Here is a 23,359-nt window from a genome sequence, read left to right as displayed (position 1 = left end):
ATTTACAAAATTTACCATGAGGTATGTGCGATATGTTAGATAATAAATTAGGAAATCGTTTAAGAGTAGACTTCTCAAACATTTCAAAACAAATAGAAATCCCAAATCTTCTACAATTACAAAAAAAGAGTTTTGATTATTTTTTAAATCTTGATAATGGTGAAAGTGGTATAGAAAAAGTTTTTAAATCAATTTTTCCTATTCATGATCCGCAAAATAGATTGAGTCTTGAATATGTTAGTAGTGAAATAGGCAAGCCAAAATATACCATTCGCGAATGCATGGAAAGAGGTTTGACTTATTCTGTAAATTTAAAAATGAAAATCCGTCTTACTCTGCATGAAAAAGATGAAAAAACAGGGGAAAAAGTTGGCGTAAAAGATATTAAAGAACAAGAAATTTATATCCGCGAAATTCCTTTAATGACAGATCGTGTATCTTTTATCATTAATGGGGTTGAGAGGGTGGTTGTAAATCAATTACATAGAAGCCCTGGTGTTATTTTTAAAGAAGAAGAAAGCTCAACGGTTGCAAATAAGCTTGTTTATACAGCACAAATTATTCCTGATCGTGGTTCGTGGCTTTATTTTGAATACGATGCCAAAGATGTTTTGTATGTAAGAATCAACAAGCGTAGAAAAGTTCCTGTAACTATGCTTTTTAGAGCTTTAGGGTATAAAAAACAAGATATTATTAAGTTGTTTTATCCTATTCAGACTATACATGTGAAAAAAGATAAATTTTTAACAGAATTTAATCCAAATGATTTTATGGATAGAATAGAATATGATATTAAAGATGAAAAAGGAAAAATCGTTCATCAAGCTGGAAAAAGACTTACAAAGAAAAAAGCAGAACAGCTTATTAAAGACGGTTTAAAATGGATAGAATATCCTGTAGAAATTTTACTTAATCGTTATTTAGCAAATCCTATTATTGATAAAGAAAGTGGAGAGGTTTTATTTGATTCTTTAACTTTGTTAGATGAAAGTAAGCTTGCTAAGATTAAAGAGCAAAAAAGTTTTGATATAGCAAATGACTTGGCTAATGGCGTTGATGCAGCGATTATTAACTCCTTTGCTCAAGATGGAGAAACTCTAAAACTTCTTAAACAAAGTGAAAATATCGATGATGAAAATGATTTAGCTGCGATTAGAATTTACAAAGTTATGCGCCCAGGTGAACCTGTGGTAAAAGATGCAGCGAAGGCTTTTGTAAATGATTTATTCTTCAATCCTGAAAGATACGATCTTACCAAGGTAGGTCGTATGAAAATGAACCATAAGTTAGGTCTTGAAGTGCCTGAGTATGTTACTGTTTTGACTAATGAAGATATTATTAAAACTGCAAAATATTTAATTAAAGTAAAAAATGGTAAAGGACATATTGATGATAGAGATCATTTAGGAAATCGTCGTATCCGTTCTATAGGTGAACTTTTAGCCAATGAACTTCATTTAGGTCTTGCAAAAATGCAAAAGGCGATCAGAGATAAATTTACTTCTTTAAATGCGGATCTTGATAAAGTAATGCCTTATGATTTAATCAATCCTAAAATGATTACTACAACTATCATTGAATTTTTTACAGGAGGTCAGCTTTCGCAATTTATGGATCAAACCAACCCTTTAAGTGAGGTTACTCATAAGCGTCGTTTGTCAGCGCTTGGTGAAGGTGGGCTTGTAAAAGAAAGAGCAGGTTTTGAAGTGCGTGATGTTCACGCGACACATTATGGTAGAATTTGTCCAGTTGAAACACCTGAAGGTCAAAATATTGGTTTGATTAACACTCTTTCTACTTATGCAAAAGTAAATGAACTTGGCTTTGTTGAAGCACCATATAGAAAAGTTGTAAATGGTAAAGTGACTAATGAAGTTGTTTATCTTACAGCAACACAAGAAGAAGGCTTATTTATCGCACCAGCTTCAACTAAGGTTGATGCTAAAGGCAATATAGTAGAAGAATTTGTTGAGGCTAGACAAGATGGTGAAACTATACTTGCAAGACGCGAAGAAGTGCAATTAATCGATCTTTGCTCAGGTATGGTTGTTGGGGTTGCGGCTTCTTTGATTCCGTTTTTAGAGCACGATGATGCAAACAGAGCACTAATGGGTTCAAACATGCAACGTCAAGCTGTGCCACTTCTTACTGCTTCAGCTCCGATAGTAGGAACAGGTATGGAACAAATTATTGCGCGTGATGCTTGGGAAGCTGTTAAAGCAAAGCGTGGCGGTGTGGTTGAGAAAGTGGATAATAAAAGCATTTTCATTTTAGGTGAAGATGATAAAGGTCCATTTATTGACCATTATACTATGGAGAAAAATTTAAGAACCAATCAAAATACAAATTATATTCAACATCCTATTGTTAAAAAAGGTGATATAGTAAAAGCAGGACAAATTATCGCAGATGGTCCTTCTATGGATCAAGGCGAACTTGCTATAGGTAAAAATGCTTTAATCGCTTTTATGCCTTGGAATGGTTATAACTATGAGGATGCTATAGTTGTAAGTGAGAGAATTATTCGTGAAGATACCTTTACAAGCGTGCACATTTATGAAAAAGAAATTGAAGCAAGAGAACTAAAAGACGGCATAGAAGAAATTACCAAAGATATCCCAAATGTAAAAGAAGAAGATGTTGCACATCTTGATGAGAGCGGTATTGCAAAAATTGGCACCCATATCAAACCAGGTATGATTTTGGTGGGTAAGGTTTCTCCAAAAGGTGAGGTTAAACCAACTCCTGAAGAAAGACTTTTAAGAGCTATTTTTGGGGAAAAAGCAGGACATGTTGTGAATAAATCCCTTTATGCAACCGCTTCTTTAGAGGGTGTTGTTGTGGATGTTAAAATTTTCACTAAAAAAGGCTATGAAAAAGATGATCGCGCAATAAAATCTTATGATAAAGAAAAAATGGCTTTAGAAAAAGAACATCATGATAGACTTTTGATGATGGATAGAGAAGAAATGCTTCGTGTTTGTGCTCTTCTTTCCAAAGCCCCTTTAAATAGTGATCAAAAAATTGGAGATAAAAATTATAAAAAAGGACAAACCGCAGATATTAGCGAACTTGAAAAAATCAATCGTTTTACTTTAACAACTTTGATTAAAGCTTATTCTAAAGAGATTCAAAAAGAATACGATGATTTAAAAAATCATTTCCAAAATGAGAAGAAAAAATTAAAAGCAGAACACGATGAAAAGCTTGAAATTTTAGAAAAAGATGATATTTTACCAAGTGGGGTAATTAAGCTTGTTAAAGTTTATATTGCTACAAAGAGAAAGCTTAAAGTCGGTGATAAAATGGCAGGACGTCACGGAAACAAAGGTATAGTTTCAACTATAGTTCCTGAAGTGGATATGCCTTATTTACCAAATGGTAAAAGTGTGGATATTGCACTTAATCCACTTGGCGTTCCAAGTCGTATGAATATAGGCCAAATTTTAGAAAGCCATTTGGGTTTAATTGGACTTAGACTTGGAGATCAGATTCAAGAAATTTTTGACAGAAGGCAAAAAGATTTTCTTAAAGAATTAAGAGCAAAAATGCTTGAAATTTGTTCTATTCCAAGACTTGCAAGCGAAAAAGAATTTATTAAAAGCTTAAGCGATGAAGAGCTTTTAAACTATGCTAGAGACTGGAGTAAAGGAGTTAAATTTGCTACTCCTGTTTTTGAAGGTGTAAATATAGAAGAATTTAGCAAGCTTTTTGAAATGGCCAAGATAGATATGGACGGCAAAACAGAACTTTATGATGGACGCACGGGTGAGAAAATCGCAGAGCGTGTTCATGTAGGATGTATGTATATGCTAAAACTCCACCACTTGGTTGATGAGAAAGTTCACGCAAGAAGTACAGGACCTTACAGCTTAGTTACCCAACAACCTGTGGGTGGTAAAGCACTCTTTGGGGGACAAAGATTTGGGGAGATGGAAGTTTGGGCACTTGAAGCTTATGGAGCGGCTCATACTTTAAGAGAAATGTTAACTATCAAATCAGACGATGTAGAAGGTAGATTTAGTGCTTATAAAGCATTGACAAAAGGTGAAAATGTTCCAGCAACAGGAATTCCTGAAACATTTTTTGTATTAACCAATGAGCTTAAATCTCTTGCTTTAGATGTTGAGATTTTTGATAAGGATGAAGATAATGAGTAAATTTAAAGTAATAGAAATCAAAGAAGATGCAAGACCTAGGGATTTCGAAGCGTTTCAACTAAGACTTGCAAGTCCTGAAAAAATCAAATCATGGTCTTATGGAGAAGTAAAAAAACCAGAAACTATCAATTATAGAACCTTAAAGCCTGAAAGAGATGGGCTTTTTTGCGCAAAGATTTTTGGACCTATAAGAGATTATGAATGTCTTTGTGGTAAGTATAAAAAAATGCGTTTTAAAGGTGTTAAGTGCGAAAAATGTGGCGTTGAAGTAGCCAATTCAAAAGTGCGTCGTTCTAGAATGGGACATATCGAGCTTGTAACTCCTGTGGCTCATATTTGGTATGTTAATTCTCTTCCAAGTCGTATAGGAACGCTTTTGGGTGTTAAGATGAAAGATCTTGAGCGTGTGCTTTATTATGAAGCTTATATCGTTGAAAATCCAGGCGATGCTTTCTATGATAATGAAAGCACCAAAAAAGTAGAATATTGTGATGTTTTAAACGAAGAGCAATATCAAAATTTAATGCAACGCTATGAAAATAGTGGCTTTAAAGCAAGAATGGGTGGAGAAGTTGTTCGTGATTTACTTGCAAATTTAGATCTTGTGGCACTTTTAAATCAGCTTAAAGAAGAAATGGCGGCTACAAATTCAGAGGCTAAGAAAAAAACCATCATTAAACGCTTAAAAGTAGTAGAAAATTTCTTAAATTCAAATTTAAACGCCAATACTGATAGCGATGAAGCCGTACCAAATCGTCCTGAATGGATGATGATTACAAATCTTCCAGTTTTACCGCCAGATTTACGTCCTTTAGTGGCTTTAGATGGTGGAAAATTTGCAGTTTCTGATGTGAATGACTTATATCGTCGTGTTATCAATAGAAATACACGTCTTAAAAAACTTATGGAACTTGATGCACCTGAAATCATTATAAGAAATGAAAAAAGAATGCTTCAAGAGGCTGTTGATGCACTTTTTGACAACGGTCGTCGTGCTAATGCTGTAAAAGGAGCAAATAAACGCCCATTAAAATCTTTAAGTGAAATTATCAAAGGGAAGCAAGGGCGTTTTAGACAAAACTTACTTGGTAAAAGGGTGGATTTTTCAGGTCGTAGTGTTATTGTTGTGGGTCCAAAACTTAGAATGGATCAATGTGGTTTACCTAAAAAAATGGCTTTAGAGCTCTTTAAGCCACATCTTTTAGCTAAGCTTGAAGAAAAAGGTTATGCAACCACAGTAAAACAAGCTAAAAAAATGATAGAAAACAAAACCAATGAAGTTTGGGAATGTTTAGAAGAGGTAGTAAAAGGGCATCCTGTTATGCTAAACCGTGCGCCTACTTTACATAAACTTTCTATTCAAGCTTTTCATCCTGTTTTAGTGGAAGGTAAGGCTATACAACTTCATCCTTTAGTTTGTGCAGCGTTTAACGCAGACTTTGATGGGGATCAAATGGCGGTGCATGTGCCACTTTCTCAAGAGGCTATTGCAGAATGTAAAGTGCTTATGCTTTCATCAATGAATATTCTTTTGCCAGCAAGTGGTAAGTCTGTAACCGTTCCATCGCAAGATATGGTTTTAGGAATTTATTATCTTTCATTGGAAAAAGCAGGTGCTAAAGGTTCGCATAAAATTTGTACAGGCATTGATGAAGTAATGATGGCACTTGAAAGCAAGTGTTTGGATATTCATGCGAGTATACAAACCATGGTAGATGGTAGAAAGATTACCACTACAGCAGGAAGATTGATTATTAAATCCATTTTACCTGATTTTGTGCCTGAAAATAGTTGGAATAAAGTCTTAAAGAAAAAAGACATTGCCGCGCTTGTGGATTATGTTTATAAACAAGGTGGTTTAGAGATTACAGCAAGTTTCTTGGATAGACTTAAAAATTTAGGTTTTGAGTATGCAACTAAAGCAGGTATTTCAATTTCGATTGCAGATATTATTGTTCCTAATGATAAGCAAAAAGCTATCGATGAAGCAAAAAAACAAGTAAGAGAAATTCAAAATTCTTATAATCTTGGTTTGATTACTTCAGGGGAAAGATACAATAAAATCATTGATATTTGGAAAAGTACAAATAATGTCCTTTCAAAAGAGATGATGAAGCTTGTAGAAAAAGATAAAGAAGGTTTTAACTCTATTTATATGATGGCAGATTCTGGTGCTAGGGGTAGTGCGGCTCAAATTTCTCAGCTTGCTGCGATGAGAGGACTTATGACTAAACCTGATGGTTCTATTATCGAAACTCCTATTATTTCGAATTTCCGTGAAGGGCTAAATGTTCTTGAATACTTTATTTCAACTCACGGTGCTAGAAAAGGTCTTGCAGATACCGCTCTTAAAACAGCAAATGCCGGTTATTTGACAAGAAAACTTATCGATGTTGCACAAAATGTAAAAATTACCATTGAAGATTGTGGAACGCATGAGGGTGTTGAAATCAATGAAATTACCGCAGATAGCTCTATTATAGAAACTTTAGAAGAAAGAATTTTAGGCAGGGTTTTAGCTGAAGATGTGATTGATCCTATTACAAATTCTGTGCTTTTTGCAGAAGGTACTTTAATGGATGAGGAAAAAGCAAAAATTCTTGGAGAAAGCGGTATAAAAAGTGTCAATATCCGCACTCCTATTACCTGCAAAGCTAAAAAAGGAATTTGTGCAAAATGTTATGGCATCAATCTTGGTGAAGGTAAATTGGTAAAACCAGGCGAAGCAGTAGGAATTGTTTCCGCTCAATCTATCGGTGAACCAGGAACGCAGCTAACTCTAAGAACTTTCCACAGTGGGGGAACTGCAAGTACGGATTTACAAGATAGACAAGTAAGTGCACAAAAAGAAGGTTTTATCAGATTTTATAATCTTAAAACTTATAAAAACAAAGAAGGTAAAAATATCGTAGCAAATCGTAGAAATGCGGCGATTTTACTTGTGGAGCCAAAAATCAAAACTCCATTTAAAGGTGTGATTAATATAGAAAATATTCATGAAGATGTGATTGTTTCTATTAAAGATAAAAAACAAGAAGTAAAATACATACTAAGAAAATACGATCTTGCTAAACCAAATGAATTAGCAGGTGTAAGTGGCAGTATAGATGGAAAACTTTATTTGCCATATCAAAGCGGTATGCAAGTAGAAGAAAATGAAAGTATCGTAGAAGTGATTAAAGAGGGTTGGAATGTACTAAATCGTATCCCTTTTGCAAGTGAAATTTTAGTAGAAGATGGTGAGCCTGTAGTTCAAAATATCAAAGCAGGCGAAAAAGGAACGCTTAAATTTTATATCCTTAAAGGCGATGGTTTAGATAGAGTAAAAAATGTTAAAAAAGGCGATATTGTTAAAGAAAAAGGATTCTTTGTAGTGATTGCTGATGAAAATGATAGAGAAGCAAAAAGACACTATATTCCAAGAGAATCTAAGATAGAATTTAACGATAGTGAAAAAATCGATGATGCAAATACTATCATTGCAAGTGCTCCTAAAAAAGAAAGAAAAGTGATTGCAGAATGGGATGCTTATAATAATACTATCATTGCAGAAATTGATGGTGTTGTAAGCTTTGAGGATATTGAAGCAGGTTATAGTGCCGATGAGCAAATTGATGAAGCTACAGGCAAGCGTTCTTTAGTGATTAATGAGTATTTGCCAAGCGGAGTTAGACCAACTTTGGTAATCGCAGGAAAAGGTGATAAGGCTGTGCGTTATCAGCTTGAACCAAAAACCGTTATTTTTGTTCATGATGGTGATAAAATCGCTCAAGCAGATATTTTAGCAAAAACTCCAAAAGCTGCAGCTAAATCAAAAGATATTACAGGAGGTCTTCCAAGAGTTTCTGAACTTTTTGAAGCAAGAAAACCAAAAAATGCGGCTGTGATTGCAGAAATTGATGGTGTTGTTCGTTTTGATAAACCTTTGCGTTCTAAAGAAAGAATTATTATCCAAGCAGAAGATGGAACAAGCGCTGAGTATTTAATCGATAAATCAAAACACATTCAAGTAAGAGATGGCGAGTTTATCCATGCAGGTGAAAAACTTACAGATGGAGTTGTTTCAAGTCATGATGTGCTTAAAATTTTAGGTGAAAAAGCCTTGCATTATTATTTGATTTCTGAAATTCAACAAGTTTATCGCGGACAAGGTGTTGTGATTTCTGATAAACATATAGAAGTTATCGTTTCTCAAATGCTAAGACAAGTAAAAGTTGTAGATAGTGGACATACGAAATTTATCGAGGGTGATTTGGTTTCAAGACGTAAATTCCGTGAAGAAAACGAAAGAATCATTAGAATGGGTGGAGAACCTGCTATTGCTGAGCCTGTGCTTTTAGGTGTAACAAGAGCAGCGATTGGAAGTGATAGTGTGATTTCTGCGGCTTCATTCCAAGAAACTACTAAAGTTCTAACCGAAGCAAGTATAGCGGGTAAATTTGACTACTTAGAAGATTTAAAAGAAAATGTTATTCTAGGTAGAATGATTCCTGTTGGAACAGGGCTTTATGGCGAACAAAATTTAAAACTTAAAGAACAAGAATAAAACTCTATTTTATAGCCCTTCTGGGCTATATTTCTTCATTTTCAATCTTTTTAACTAAAATATAAGCAAAATTTAGATATCATCCAAAGTTTATTACATTTTTAAAGAAAGGAATTATTGTGCCTACCATAAATCAATTGGTTAGAAAAGAGCGCAAAAAAGTTTTAGAAAAATCTAAATCTCCAGCGCTTAAAAATTGTCCACAAAGAAGGGGAGTTTGCACTAGGGTTTATACTACAACACCTAAAAAACCAAACTCAGCGTTAAGAAAAGTTGCCAAAGTAAGACTTACTAGTGGCTTTGAAGTGATCAGCTATATCGGCGGTGAAGGTCATAACTTGCAAGAACACAGCATTGTTTTAGTGCGTGGTGGTAGGGTAAAAGACTTACCAGGGGTTAAATATCACATCGTTCGTGGTGCTCTTGATACAGCAGGTGTTGCAAAAAGAACAGTTTCTCGTTCTAAATATGGTGCTAAACGCCCTAAAGCAGGCGCTGCAAAATAATCATTCATACAGACAAATCCGTTAGATTTGATTTTGTTTGAGTAAAATTTAAAATTTGAAGGAAAAATAATGAGAAGAAGAAAAGCTCCGGTAAGAGAAGTCTTGCCTGATCCGATTTATGGTAATAAAGTAATCACAAAATTTATTAATTCTTTAATGTATGATGGTAAAAAAAGCACAGCTACAACAATTATGTATGGTGCTTTGGAGGCTATTGATAAAAAAGGTGGCGAGAAAAAAGGTATTGATATTTTTAATGATGCGATTGAAAATATTAAGCCTTTATTAGAAGTGAAATCTCGTCGTGTAGGTGGTGCAACCTATCAAGTTCCAGTAGAAGTTCGCCCTGCTAGACAACAAGCTTTGGCGATTCGTTGGATTATTTCTTTTGCAAGAAAAAGAAGCGAAAGAACTATGATTGATAAACTTGCAGCTGAGCTTTTAGATGCAGCAAATAGCAAAGGTGCTTCATTTAAGAAGAAAGAAGATACTTATAAAATGGCTGAAGCAAATAAAGCATTTGCTCACTATCGTTGGTAAGAAGGAGTGTGTATGTCAAGAAGTACTCCTTTAAAAAAAGTTAGAAATATCGGTATTGCTGCTCACATCGATGCGGGTAAAACGACTACATCTGAAAGAATTCTTTTCTTTACTGGTATGAGTCATAAAATCGGTGAAGTTCATGATGGTGCTGCAACTATGGACTGGATGGAACAAGAGAAAGAGCGTGGGATTACTATCACTTCTGCGGCTACAACTTGTTTTTGGAAAGATCATCAAATCAATCTTATTGACACTCCAGGCCACGTGGATTTTACAATTGAAGTTGAAAGATCTATGCGTGTTCTTGATGGTGCTGTTGCGGTATTTTGTTCAGTGGGTGGGGTGCAGCCTCAAAGTGAAACAGTTTGGAGACAAGCAAATAAATACGGTGTTCCAAGAATAGTATTTGTAAATAAAATGGATAGAATCGGTGCAAATTTTTATAATGTAGAAGATCAAATTCGCAACCGTTTAAAAGCTAATCCAGTTCCACTTCAAATTCCAATTGGTGCTGAGGATAATTTTAAAGGCGTAATCGATCTTGTAACTATGAAAGCTTTAGTTTGGGAAGATGATACTAAGCCAACGGATTATGTAGAAAAAGAAATTCCAGCTGAACTTAAAGAAAAGGCAGAAGAATATCGCACAAAAATGATAGAAGCAGTTTCTGAAACTTCAGATGAGTTGATGGAAAAATATTTAGGCGGAGAAGAATTAAGCCTTGAAGAGATTAAAACAGGGATTAAAGCAGGATGTTTAAGTCTTTCTATCGTTCCTATGCTTTGCGGTACAGCGTTTAAAAATAAAGGGGTTCAACCTTTACTTGATGCTGTTGTGGCTTATTTGCCAGCTCCTGATGAAGTGCCAAATATCAAGGGTGAATATGAAGATGGCACAGAAGTTTCTGTAAAATCAACTGATGATGGCGAGTTTGCAGGACTTGCATTTAAAATCATGACAGATCCATTTGTAGGACAACTTACTTTCGTGCGTGTTTATCGCGGTTGTTTAGAAAGCGGTTCTTATGCATATAACTCAACTAAAGATAAAAAAGAAAGAATTGGTCGTTTGTTAAAAATGCACTCTAACAAAAGAGAAGAGATTAAAGTGCTTTACGCAGGCGAAATTGGTGCTGTTGTAGGACTTAAAGATACTTTAACAGGGGATACTCTTGCAAGTGAAAAAGATAAGGTAATCCTTGAAAGAATGGATTTTCCAGATCCAGTTATTTCTGTTGCAGTTGAGCCAAAAACTAAAGCTGATCAAGAAAAAATGTCTATTGCTTTAAATAAATTAGCACAAGAAGATCCAAGTTTTAGAGTTTCTACAGATGAAGAAAGTGGTCAAACTATCATTTCAGGTATGGGTGAGTTACACCTTGAAATTATCGTTGATAGAATGCTTCGTGAATTTAAAGTTGAAGCTGAAGTAGGTCAACCACAAGTTGCTTATCGCGAAACTATTAGAAAAACTGTTGAACAAGAATACAAATACGCTAAACAATCAGGTGGTCGTGGTCAGTATGGACATGTATTCTTACGCCTTGAACCGCTTGAGCCAGGTAGTGGATATGAATTTGTTAATGATATTAAAGGTGGGGTAATTCCAAAAGAATACATTCCTGCAGTTGATAAAGGTGTTCAAGAAGCATTACAAAATGGTGTTTTAGCAGGTTATCCTGTGGAAGATGTTAAAGTAACTGTTTATGATGGAAGTTATCACGAGGTGGATTCATCTGAGATGGCATTTAAACTTGCTGCTTCTATGGGCTTTAAAGAAGGTGCTAGAAAAGCAGGTGCTGTGATCTTAGAGCCTATGATGAAAGTTGAAGTAGAAACTCCTGAAGATTACATGGGTGATGTTATTGGAGATCTTAACAAACGCCGTGGTCAAGTAAATAGCATGGATGAGCGTGGTGGAAATAAAATCATCACAGCATTTTGTCCTTTGGCTGAAATGTTTGGATATTCAACTGATCTTAGAAGTCAAACTCAAGGTCGTGCGACTTATTCTATGGAATTTGATCATTATGATGAAGTTCCTAAAAACGTTGCGGATGAAATCATCAAAAAAAGAAACGGTTAAATTTTTAGCGGGATTTTTCCCGCTTTCTGTCCTCGTAGCTCAGCAGGATAGAGCGCAAAATTCCTAATTTTGAGGCCGTGAGTTCGAATCTCGCCGTGGACACCATTCTATGAGGTGTTATTATGATAAAAATTGCTTTTTTTATAACTTTTGTAATTTCTTTTTTGACAGCACAAAGCCCAGTAAATTTTAAAGAAGATAATAATATAACAAAAGAACAAAATATATTTAAAGAACAACCTCCAAAACGCATTAAAATTCCAACGCATTAAAATATATGTCAGATTTGATTACGCTAGCACAATTATCACAAGGGTATCGTTACAATAGTGATTCTTTAATTTTAGCTGATTTTATTTTAAAACAAGGAATTAAAGGCGCTGTTTTTGATGTAGGTGCAGGCTGTGGTATCATAGGTATTTTGCTTAAAAAAAATATTGCAAATTTAAGTTTATCTTTGATTGATATTCAAAAAGAAAATATAAAATTGATTGAAAAAAATTTAAAATCCAACCAAATACAAGGCGATATTTTTTATGATGATTTCAATCAATTTCAAAGCATAAAAAAATTTGACTTCATAGTTTGCAATCCTCCATTTTATAGACAAGGAGCTTACAAGAGTGAAGATCAGCATAAAGCTATAAGTAAATTTCAGGAATTTTTACCCTTGCATAGCTTTTTAACTAAAGCAAATTCTATGCTTAAGCCAAATGGTACTTTGTATTTTTGCTATGAAGCTTTAGCTTTAGATGAAATTTGTTTTATTTTAAAAGATATGAAAATGAAAATAACAAAGCTTTGCTTTGTACATACACATCAAAACAAAAAAGCAAGACTTGTTTTGATACAGGTAAAAAAAGGTTCAAAATCGCCTTGTGAGATTTTACCTCCTTTTTTTGTATATGAAAATGAAATTTTAAGCAAACAAATGCAAGAAATTCACTTAAGATTTAGGTTAAAAAGTTATGATATTTGATAAAAATTTTTCTTATGCTTTTGATGAAAATGCTTGTGAGAAATGCGGTGGAAAGTGTTGCACTGGAGAAAGTGGCAATATTTTTGCAAGCAAGGAAGAATTAGAAGCATTAAGAAAGCATTTAAAATTAGAAAGCAAAGAATTTGCTGAAAAATACTTGAGAAAAGTGGGCTTTAAAATGAGTTTTAAGGAAGTCGAATTTGAAGATGGCTTTGCTTGCATTTTTTTTGATACTCAAAAAAGAAATTGCAGTATCTACGATTTTCGTCCAAAACAATGCAGAACTTTTCCATTTTGGGAATATTTTAAAACACATCAAAAGGAATTAGAAAAAGAATGTATAGGTATTTGTTATTTGTCTTAGCAGCCTTTTTTTTGGTAGCTTGTGGAAGTTCAAAAATCAATGTTGTTTATCCTGATTATACAAAATATAAAAGCAATGATTTTGATTTAAGGGTTATGAAGGCTTATAATTATGAGTATTATAAACAATACAAAGAAGCCAGAGATGAATTTTTAAGTCTTTATCAAGATTATAATAATACTAATTTTTTAGAAAATGCATTTTTACTTACTTTAGCAAACAATCTTGACAGGCAAGCAGAGTTAAATAATCTAGCAAAGCCTTATTTAAATCAAAATGACAATCTTAAGCGACTTAGTGCTCTTTATGCTTTAAATTCAAATGATATCAACAATGCTCAAAAACTTATGAAAGAACTTTTGGTAAAAAAGGATAGTGATCCTAGAAATTTAGAGCTTTACGGAGATATTTTGGTTAAAAAAAATGATTTAAAAAATGCTACAAAATACTATAGATCTGCTTATAATCAAGTGCAAAATGAAGAAATTTTATTTAAACTCATAGGAATTTATGCGATTTTGAATGATACTTTAAATATTAAAAATGTTTTAGAATTTTCAAGAAAAACCAATGGTTGCACTCTCAAAACTTGCGTCTTGCTTGCTAAAATTTATTTTGATGAAAAAAATATCGAAGCTTTAAAAAGTATATATAAAGAGCTTTATCAACTTACCAAAAATAAAAGTTTTGCATTGGCTTTGGTTGAGCTTTTAAATTCTCAAGGCAAAACAGAAGAAGCTTTAAAAATTTCTTTGCAGTATGATTTAGATGATGATATTAAATTCGCTTTGTATCAGAATTTAAAACGCTTTGATGATGCTAAAAAAATGAGTTTAGCTCTTTATCATAAAACAAAAAATAAAGAATATCTTCTACGAGCGGCAGTTTTTGAATTTGAAGCTGCAAATGAAGCTAAAAAAATCACTCCGAAAGTAATTGATTCTGTAAAAGAAAAATTCGAACAAGCTATCGATAAAGATAGCAATGCTTTGTATTTAAACTACTATGGATATTTGCTTATAGATTATGATTTAGATGTTAAAAAAGGTATAGAGCTTGTGAAACTTGCCTTAGAAAAAGATCCGCAGAATTTGTATTATTTAGATTCTTTAGCTTGGGGGTATTATAAACTAGGCGATTGTAGGCAAGCATGGGAAATTTTAAAACAAACATTAGATGATAAAGAATTTGCAAATTCTGATGAGAGTAAAGCTCATATAAAAGCGATAAAGGCGTGTGTAAAACCATGATATTGGATAAAATTTTTGAAAAAACAAAAGAAGATTTAAAAGAACGCAAACTAAAACTTCCTTATGATATGTTAGGGCGTTCTTTAGCTTCAAATCCTTTCTTTCCAAAAGATGTGATTAAAGCTTTAAAAAGAGTAGAAAAAGAAGTTAAAATCATAGCAGAAGTAAAAAAAGCAAGTCCTAGCAAAGGGGTTATTAGAGAAGACTTTGATCCTTTGAGTATCGCTTTAAATTATGAGAAGAACAAAGCTACGGCGATTTCTGTTTTGACTGAGCCACATTTTTTTAAAGGTTCTTTAGAATACTTAAGTCTTATACGCCGTTATACGCAAATTCCTTTACTTAGAAAAGATTTTATCTTTGATGAGTATCAAATTTTAGAAGCTTTGGTTTATGGGGCAGATTTTGTATTGTTAATCGCTAAAATGCTAAGCATGAAAGAGCTTAAAAAACTGCTTGAGTTTGCAAGACATTTAGGTCTTGAGGCTTTGGTTGAAATTCATGATAAAGAGGATTTGAGTAAGGCTATTTTTGCTGGAGCGGATATTATCGGTATCAATCATCGTAATTTAGAGGATTTTACTATGGATATGAGTTTGTGCGAAAAACTTATCCCACAAATCCCAAATTCAAAAATCATCATCGCAGAAAGTGGTTTAGAAAATAAAGAATTTTTAGAGCATTTACAAAATTTAGGCGTTGATGCTTTTTTAATCGGCGAATATTTTATGCGTGAAGAAGATGAAGGAAAGGCTTTAAAAGCTTTGCTTTAAGGAGGGAAAATGCAGTATTTGTATGCACCATGGCGGAGTGAGTATTTTGAAAAAGAAAAAAGCGTTTGTCCATTTTGTGATTGTGCTAATAAGATTAAAAGCGATGAAGATTTAGGCGTAATTTTTAGAGCAAAACATTGTTTTGGAGTGATGAACCGCTATCCTTATTCTGCGGGGCATTTTATGGTGATTCCTTATGTACATGAAGAGCATATAGAAAATTTAAGCGATGAAATTTGGCAAGAAATGAGCCATTTTGTGCGTTTGGGAGTGAAAATTTTAAAAGAGCAAATTCATGCAAATGGGGTCAATATCGGTATGAATTTAAGCAAAGATGCAGGAGCTGGCATAGCTTTTCATTGTCATTATCATCTAGTGCCACGCTGGGCAGGAGATACAAATTTTATCACAACCATAGGAGAAACTAGGGTTTGTGGTACTAATATCGAGCAAGTTTATCAAAAACTTGTTTTGGCTTTTAAAAATGCTCAGTGAAGTTGAATTTGCAGAGTTTCAAAAAGAAAATTTCTCTCTTTTAATCGATGCAAGAAGCCCTAGAGAATTTTTGCATTCTCATTTGATAGGAGCTTTAAATTTTTATGCACTCAATGATGAAGAATATCAAGAAATAGGAACAATTTATAAGAAAAATCAAGCTTTAGCCAAGGCTAGGGGTGCGAGTTATATTTGTCAAAATACCGCTAAGCATATATTAAAAATCACCCAAAATTTTCGCATAGGAGAAAAGGTGGGGATTTATTGTTCTCGTGGGGGTTTGCGTTCAAAGTCTATCGCAGTGATTTTAAGTGAGCTTGGCTTTAGAGTGGTGCGTTTAAAAGGTGGCTTTAAAGCTTATAGAACTTTTGTAACGCATTATTTTGAAAATGAAATAAATTTTGATTTTTTTACTCTTTGCGGCAATACAGGCTGTGGAAAAACAGAGCTTTTAGAACAACTCCCACAAGCTATAAATTTGGAAAAAATAGCAAATCATTTAGGCTCGTCTTTTGGTGATATTTTAGGAAAACAACCTACGCAAAAAGCTTTTGAAGCAGAACTTTTTCACAATATGCAAAATTTAGAAAATTTTGCTTTCATAGAAAGCGAAAGTCGCAAAATAGGGGATATCATCTTACCTTTGAAATTTTATGAAAAAATGCAAAAGGCTTTTAAAATTTATTGTTTTTGTTCTTTGGAAAATCGCGTTAAAAGAATACAAAAAATTTATCAAGAGAAAATGACTCCTTTAAAATTTCAACAATGTGTGCAAAAAATTAGCCCTTATATCAGCTTAAATTTACGCCAAGATTTGCTTCAAAGTTATGAGAGAAAAGAATGGCAAAAGCTTATTGTTATGCTTTTGGAGTATTATGATAAAACTTATAAAAAACCAGATAAGATTGATCTTGAGTTAAATACTGATGATATTTTAAAAGCTAAAGAAGAAATTTTAAGATATTTTAAGCTAAAAAACTACATTTTAATTTAATTTTTTTATCACTTTGCAAAAAAATTATACTATTTTCTTTAAAAAAATAAAAAAAATCACAAATTTCTTTTTTATTTTTGAAATTGTTATTTTTTAATTTCTCAAAGTATTGTAAATTAGGCTTTTGGATATTGTTTTTTCATTTACCCTAAATTTTTATATAAAAGTAATATTTATTACATAAATCATTTTATTTAGGGCTTTTAAATATAGTTTTTATAGTATTTAAAAGCCAATCATGTATTTATTTTTTTGTTTAAAATATGGATATTATATTTCAATGAGAATAAAATAATAAATTTTAATTTAATTTATAATTAAGCTAAATTTAATTAGAATTGCACTCGTTTTTTGCGATGTTACAAAACATTGTTATTTTAATTTTATTTTCCAAGGACATCTATGCCAGCTATTAAGCTTTTTAACTTCACGGGGGGGGGTATAGAGAAATTTTGTTTTAGACTTTCTATTGTTACCTTCTTAAGCATCAACGCTTTTGCAGCCACTCAAGCAAATACTACAGACAATCGAAATTTCAATATCCCAGAGCATTATTTTAATGATAGCGAACTTTATGATAAAAGCAATTCTACTTATAAAAAACTCCAAGGTATAAATTATTATGCTAAGAGTTCTAAACAAGATATTAACAATATTACTTTAATTTATAACAATCCTAAACCAAATATTATAAATATAAACGATTTAAATTTTAAACATTATTTACTTACTCCTGATATGAGAGAAGATGAAGTTCTTTCTTTTAAAGCAAGGCATGGTGTTAATACAGCCGATCATAGTATAAAAACAGTTAGAGTGCTTCCTTTTTTAATCACAGTAAAAACCGATCATGCTGATGCAAGTTATAATAAACTTATATTAGAACAAGGAGAACTTAGTTCGGTTTTTTATCTTAAACCTAAAGATACTCATATAAAAAACCCTAGTAATTCTAAAAGCAATCAACGCATGAATTTCTTAATGAGTTCTACCTTTACTCATTATGGTAATGCAAGCTATAACCAAACCATACTTCAAAAAGATGCTCATATTAGTATGGGAGTTGAGAACACTTATGATTTAGCCTTAAATGGTGCTCCTTATTTAATTGGAGCTATAGCCACTTATGGAGATTCTACAAATAATAGTTTAAATATAGAAGCAGGTAGCAGTGTAGAGTTTTTTACTTCCTTACCTAAAAAAGATAAAAATGGTAATAATACCTTTGACGAAAGAATCACTCACCTTGTAGGTGGTTTAGCTTATCAAGGCAATGTAAAAAACAATAAAATCTTTATCAAAGATGCTAATATGATTATCCATGGTCCAAGCAAAGCTTATGCTAGTTTAGCTGCTGCTCATATTAGTGCAGGTTATATAGATAGTGGAACAGATAAAAACTTTCAAGCCAGTAAAAACCTTTTAGACATAGATGGTTTTAATCTTGATATATATATGAACCATGATAAACAACCCCTAGCTTATAATTCTGTTTTATTTGCTGATTTTTGGGGTGGAAAAACCGAACAAGGACAAGCCTTAGATAATACTATCAATATTAAAAGATATTAAAAACCTAAAAAAAGATAAAAACAATGAGAACATTTTTACTCAAGCTTTGTTTAACTTCTATGCAGGAGCTTCTAATAATGGAGAAGCAAATTATAATACCTTAAACATAGAATTAAAACATCCTTTAGAAATCGCTAATAACTTCTTAGGTTATAACCAACATTCTTTTTATGGTGGCTTTGCAACTAAAGGAGCTAATCATAATACCATTAACATTAAAAACGATCTTACCACAACCGATCTTTCTCAAAGCTATAAAGATGCTTTAAATATTGTAGCTGCTAGAACCTTAGAAGGCAGTGCGGATTATAATAAAGTTTATATTAATAATTCTATGTCAACCTTACCTGTATACATTTATACAGCTAAGAAAAATATTCTTAATAATCAAGACTTTTATCCTAGTAGTGCTAATAACAATAAAGTATCGATTAAAGATTTTGCTTCTTTTAGAAATCTAACTGTATTAACAGAAGCCAAAGAAGCTTCTTATAATACTATAAATTACAACAATGTTCAAAGCATTACTGATGCAAGTAATATAGATAAAGGTTCTAAAATCATCATAAGAGCTTTGGATAAAGCCAATCATAATACCATAGATATAAAAAACTATTCTTCTAATGCAGCTGATAATGCTTATTTGATTATGGCTTATAATGAAGCTGCTTATAATAAAATCATTATCAATGATACTTTATTGGGTGTAGCTTCAGATAAAAGAGAAGGGATTTTAAGTATTATAGCTGGACTTTCAAACAATGGCCATGATAATACCTTAATCATAAACAATCTTAATCTTGATGAGTATAAAAATAACAATTCTATTTTTATAGCTCCTTCAGCCATTACAGGTTTAAGTGAAGCTAAATCTTATAATAATACCTTATATAGGTGGGAATTTAATATATTTAAAAACACTTTCATAGATATATTAGCAGGAGCCTTAGTACATTATGAAGATAATTATAGTGCTTCTAATGCTATAACTCCTTCAGATATCAGTTTAAGTAAAAACAATAGACTGATTTAAATACTAAAGTTGAAGCTAGAATTATTAATAACTTTGAGCATTATTATCTTATTGTATCCAATAAAATCAACACAACTCCCCTTTTGAAGTCACATACGATGCTCCTATTAATATTTCTAGCGAGAAAGTATTGGCTCTTTATACCCTCAAAGAGTAATACCCCTACCTTAAAAATAAAGAAATCTTAATCTTATAAAGTGAGCAAGGTTTTATAGATGAAAATTCTAATACTTTAAATCAAGAAGAACTTCAAAGCTTTATTGAAAAAATGCAAAAAAACAAAGAAGATTTTAAACTAAGTTCTATAGATAGATTAAAAAAGATGAATTTACAAAAACTTTCTTATGAAGTAAGAATATCCCAAGATGGTAAAAGCATTTACGCAAAGATAAAATAAATCATTCCTATCTTAAAGATAGGAATCTTTTGCTTGTATTTTTATAAATATAAACAAAAGATTCTTAAATCTTAATCTTACAAAAAGGAGCAAGTCATGAAAAAGTTAAATAAACTTTCTTTGTCTTTAGTTGTAGGTTCTTTACTTTTTACACAAAGCTATGCTTTACCAAGTGGGGGTAAGTTCACTCATGGAACAAGTGGAAGTATAAGTTCAAGCAATGGCACTATGAATATCTCAGGAAGTAAAACAAACTCTGTTATCCAATGGGGTGGTGGTTTTAATATAGCAAGTGGTGAAACTGTAAATTTTAAAGGTAGTGGCTATAACTACTTAAATATTGTCTATGGTTCTAAAAGCTCTCATATAGATGGAAAGCTAGAAGGTGGAAGCAATAATATCTTTTTAATCAATCCTAATGGTATAGTAGTGGGTAAAGGTGGAAGTATTAATGCAAATAGAGTGTATTTGTCCACTTCATCAGTTAGCAATGAAGATATGCAAAGATTTGCAAATGGTGTAAGTGACACAGATGCAATATTTGGTTTAGGATTAAGTTTGTCTCCTGTAATTGCAAAATTAAATGGCAATGTTATTAATCTAGGAGTTATAGAAGGTAAAAGCGATGTCACTTTGATAGGAAATGAAGTGGCTCATCATGATGAGAATAAAAATGTAGGTTTATTTATATCTGATAACCCAATTTCATTTAGGGCAAATTTATTATATTTTATATTGAAATCTAATTATTCTATTGCAAGTGGAAGTATGAATTATGGTATTCAAAAAGGTTCTCCAGTCGAACAGTTTGTTGCTAATAACCAAGTTGTTTATGAAACCAATGATAAAATAACTTCAACAGATATCGACGCTAATGTTATGAATTCTATATTTAATGACTTAAAATTTAATTCTAGTGTTAACATTGAAGATTTAAGCAAATTTTATAAAGATGGAAAACTATTAACAGCTGATGATTTAGCAAGCATTAATCAAAGTATGGATTTTATTACTGCTTTATATGGACAAACTCAAGATAGCAATAATGCAACATTTGCAAACGCTTTAAAGGAAGTATTGGGAAATTCTTATGGTAATCTAGGAAAAGCTAATCAAGCCATTATTAAAACAAAGGAAATTCTTTCTCAAATTCCTAAAATAACCGAACAACAAAAAAATATTCAAAAAGCTTACGATCAAGCTGTAGATGCTTACAATGAAGCAGTGAAAAAATACAATGCTGCTTTAAGTGGAGTAACGGGTAGTAATGCTAGTGAAACTATAACTGCTTTAAAAACTGTTTTAGATAAAGCATATAATGATTTAAAAAATGCTGAAGCTAACCTTGAAAGCACTACAGCAAGTAATAATTCTAGCTTAAAAAGTTCTAATGAAACTTTAGCAAGTGTAAGCATAGATGGTTATAAACTCACAGTTAATGGAGAATATCTTGCAGATTATAAAACTGTTAACAAGCCTAATGATAACAATAGTGGTTCCAACAACGGAAACGATGGAACCGATTCAGGTGATATTAACAATGGTAACAACAACGGTTCTAATAATAACCCAAATGATACCATAGGACAACAAGAGCCTGACATTGCTACAGCTTTGCTTATGCAAACTACAGATGAAGATCCAAATATCAATAAAGATGATAAACAAGCAAGTATAGATGAAGCAGCACTCAAGAAAGTGGTAATGCTTGTATAGTATCGGATAATTTTAAAGCAGGAAATCCTTGCTCAAGATGATTAAAATCCAAAAGGTTAAAAGCCTTTTGGATCTTGTTAAAAATTAATAAAACAAACAAAATTTAAAGATTAAAAATCAAACAAACACTAAGGAAAATTTAAATGAAACGCATTATCTTACTATCTAGTTTAGCTATCTTAAGCCTTTATGCTAGTGATACTAAAGATAATAAAAAAACCATACAAATGTTAGAACAATCTCCTTATAAAGAAGATGCTAACTTAAAAAACTACAATAACACTTTAAAAGTAAAAGATGGAGTGATTATCATAGATCATTCTAATACTAGTGATGATAATAATTCAAAAACCACTAACACAAAGAAAAACATTCAAAAAGATAATAACAACACTCAAAAAAATCAACCTAACTTGTCTAATGATAATACTTTAAAAACTAAAACCCCAAATTCAAACACTCCTTCTTTAAAAAATACTTCTAAAGAAGAATCAATTCATAAAGTTAGCTTTAGCTTTCATATTACCAATAAAAACATAAACTTTAAAGATCTAGGTTTAGATGAGCAAGTTTTACAAGAAGCCTTAAACGATTACAAAAAAGAAAGTATTTCAGTTCAAGACTTACAAGATATAGCCAATATCATTTCTTATTATGTTCAAGTTAGTGGTTATCCTGCTGCTACAGCTTATATCCCACAACAAGAACTAAAAGATCAAATTCAAATCAATATCACCTTAGGTGTTTTAGGTAAATATGTGGTTCAAAACAATTCTAGTGTAAGAGATTATGCTATAGAAAGTAAATTACCTAATCACAAAGGTGAAATCATCACTACTAAATTAGTAGAAGATGCAGTTTATAAAGTCAATGAAATGTATGGCATACAAACCCTTGCTTCTTTAAAAGCAGGAGATAATCCAGGTGAAACAGATGTAGTGATAGAAACTACCCCTAGTGATAGCTTTGTTTCTGTATTGTTTTATGGAGATAATTACGGTATAAAAGAATCAGGTAGATATAGGGGTGGTGCTAGTATGAGTTTTAATAACATAGCTCATCAAGGAGATAGTCTTAATGCTTATTTGCAAAGAAGCGATGAAGCACAAACTAACTATGGTATAAGCTATACTACTTTTCTTAGGGAATTTAAAAATCACTCCAAGTTATTCTAAAGGAAACTATGCTTTAGGGGGAATTTGGAGAGAATTTGACTTTATAGGAACTTCTGAAAATCTAGGTATAGATTTAAAATATCCTTTGTGGATTACGACTTATAATTCTTTTTATTTAACTTCAAGCTATTATCATAAAAAACTTAGTGATTCTAAATTTGATATTTTAACCTTTGATAAAAGCTCTGATACGATAAGCTTTGGTATAGAAGGAGTTTATAATGGCATTAGCAATGATAGTTTTTCTTATAGTGCTAATGTAAGCTATGGTAATGTTAAAGATGAAGGTATGACTATAGTAGGTATAGGAACAAGCAAAGTAGGTGGAGTAGAATTTGGAAAATTTGCTAAACTCAATGTCAATCTTAACAATGCTTATTTCTTTAATGATACCTTTACTCATCTTTTTAGTTTAAATTATCAACAAGTTATCAATGGAGCTACATTAGATAGTAGTGAAACTATATCTTTAGGAGGTCCTTATGGAGTAAGGGCTTATAATAATGGAGATGGAGAAGGAGATAATGCTGTAGTGGCTAGCTTTGGACTTAGAATGGCTACTCCTTTAAAAGATTTTTATATCACTCCTTTTTATGATATAGGTTATTCTTGGTATGAGAATGATTCTTATACAAACTATATGGATGCTTATGGTTTACAACTGCTTTATAATAAAACAGGGAATTTTTATGTTAAGCTTGATTTAGCTAGAGCTTTAAAGAAGTATAAACTAGATGATGATTATAGTTCTAAAGCTTATGTGAGCTTTGG

General features: G+C 32.1%; 14 protein-coding genes, 1 tRNA gene and 3 pseudogenes. All 18 read left to right on the top strand.

The annotated features are described in order from the left end of the window. The first annotated feature begins 23 nt into the window (after positions 1–23). Positions 24–4,160, top strand: coding sequence for a DNA-directed RNA polymerase subunit beta (gene rpoB, locus AJN56_RS00080; RefSeq protein WP_011812712.1), 4,137 nt, complete (start codon positions 24–26; stop codon positions 4,158–4,160). After that, positions 4,153–8,706: a DNA-directed RNA polymerase subunit beta' gene (gene rpoC, locus AJN56_RS00075; RefSeq protein WP_002857527.1), complete on the top strand. Its 4,554-nt coding sequence runs from the start codon at positions 4,153–4,155 to the stop codon at positions 8,704–8,706. The genes rpoB and rpoC overlap by 8 nt, the downstream gene beginning before the upstream one ends. 119 nt (positions 8,707–8,825) lie before the next feature. Next, positions 8,826–9,212 (top strand): 30S ribosomal protein S12, encoded by a 387-nt coding sequence (rpsL, locus tag AJN56_RS00070; RefSeq protein WP_002782934.1) that lies wholly within the window; start codon positions 8,826–8,828, stop codon positions 9,210–9,212. A 69-nt stretch (positions 9,213–9,281) separates the two neighbouring features. After that, a complete protein-coding gene (gene rpsG / locus AJN56_RS00065) occupies positions 9,282–9,752 on the top strand; it encodes a 30S ribosomal protein S7 (protein WP_002779471.1) in 471 nt (156 codons plus the stop codon). Positions 9,753–9,764: 12 nt separating this feature from the next. Further along, positions 9,765–11,840 (top strand): elongation factor G, encoded by a 2,076-nt coding sequence (gene fusA / locus AJN56_RS00060; protein ID WP_002868787.1) that lies wholly within the window; start codon positions 9,765–9,767, stop codon positions 11,838–11,840. 28 nt (positions 11,841–11,868) lie between these two features. Beyond that, positions 11,869–11,945 (top strand) — tRNA-Arg (locus AJN56_RS00055). Between the two features lie 17 nt (positions 11,946–11,962). Continuing rightward, positions 11,963–12,112 (top strand): hypothetical protein, encoded by a 150-nt coding sequence (locus AJN56_RS00050; RefSeq protein ID WP_002857548.1) that lies wholly within the window; start codon positions 11,963–11,965, stop codon positions 12,110–12,112. A gap of 5 nt (positions 12,113–12,117) precedes the next feature. Then, the gene (locus AJN56_RS00045; RefSeq protein WP_002857282.1) at positions 12,118–12,819 is read left to right on the top strand and encodes a tRNA1(Val) (adenine(37)-N6)-methyltransferase; all 702 of its coding nucleotides are present in this window, start codon (positions 12,118–12,120) and stop codon (positions 12,817–12,819) included. After that, positions 12,809–13,183 carry a YkgJ family cysteine cluster protein gene (locus AJN56_RS00040; RefSeq protein ID WP_002857358.1) on the top strand — a complete coding sequence of 125 codons (375 nt, stop codon included), beginning with the start codon at positions 12,809–12,811 and terminating at the stop codon, positions 13,181–13,183. The genes AJN56_RS00045 and AJN56_RS00040 overlap by 11 nt, the downstream gene beginning before the upstream one ends. Continuing rightward, positions 13,156–14,433, top strand: a complete 1,278-nt coding sequence (locus AJN56_RS00035) for a tetratricopeptide repeat protein (RefSeq protein WP_002868784.1) — start codon at positions 13,156–13,158, stop codon at positions 14,431–14,433. The genes AJN56_RS00040 and AJN56_RS00035 overlap by 28 nt, the downstream gene beginning before the upstream one ends. Continuing rightward, on the top strand, positions 14,430–15,206 hold the full coding sequence (gene trpC, locus AJN56_RS00030) for an indole-3-glycerol phosphate synthase TrpC (RefSeq protein ID WP_002868783.1): 777 nt from the start codon (positions 14,430–14,432) through the stop codon (positions 15,204–15,206). The genes AJN56_RS00035 and trpC overlap by 4 nt, the downstream gene beginning before the upstream one ends. A gap of 9 nt (positions 15,207–15,215) precedes the next feature. Then, entirely contained in the window at positions 15,216–15,701 is a 486-nt protein-coding gene (locus AJN56_RS00025) for an HIT family protein (RefSeq protein WP_002857290.1), read from the top strand. Continuing rightward, a complete protein-coding gene (mnmH, locus tag AJN56_RS00020; protein ID WP_002857238.1) occupies positions 15,691–16,695 on the top strand; it encodes a tRNA 2-selenouridine(34) synthase MnmH in 1,005 nt (334 codons plus the stop codon). Before AJN56_RS00025 ends, mnmH begins: the two co-directional genes overlap by 11 nt. Before the next feature lie 441 nt (positions 16,696–17,136). After that, positions 17,137–19,457 (top strand): annotated as a pseudogene (locus AJN56_RS00015) (hypothetical protein). A gap of 111 nt (positions 19,458–19,568) precedes the next feature. Next, on the top strand, positions 19,569–19,697 hold the full coding sequence (locus tag AJN56_RS08805; RefSeq protein WP_002853440.1) for a hypothetical protein: 129 nt from the start codon (positions 19,569–19,571) through the stop codon (positions 19,695–19,697). A gap of 96 nt (positions 19,698–19,793) precedes the next feature. Next, a complete protein-coding gene (locus tag AJN56_RS00010; protein WP_250539083.1) occupies positions 19,794–21,413 on the top strand; it encodes a filamentous hemagglutinin N-terminal domain-containing protein in 1,620 nt (539 codons plus the stop codon). 28 nt (positions 21,414–21,441) lie between these two features. Further along, a pseudogene (locus AJN56_RS08550) lies at positions 21,442–21,582 on the top strand (hypothetical protein). A gap of 58 nt (positions 21,583–21,640) precedes the next feature. Then, a pseudogene (locus AJN56_RS00005) lies at positions 21,641–23,359 on the top strand (ShlB/FhaC/HecB family hemolysin secretion/activation protein); the annotation flags it as partial.

Source organism: Campylobacter sp. BCW_4319 (assembly GCF_001764435.1).
Taxonomy (GTDB): Bacteria; Campylobacterota; Campylobacteria; order Campylobacterales; family Campylobacteraceae; genus Campylobacter_D; species Campylobacter_D jejuni.
Note: the sequence above shows the minus strand (reverse complement) of the source record. Positions and strands in the feature narration are given on the sequence as shown.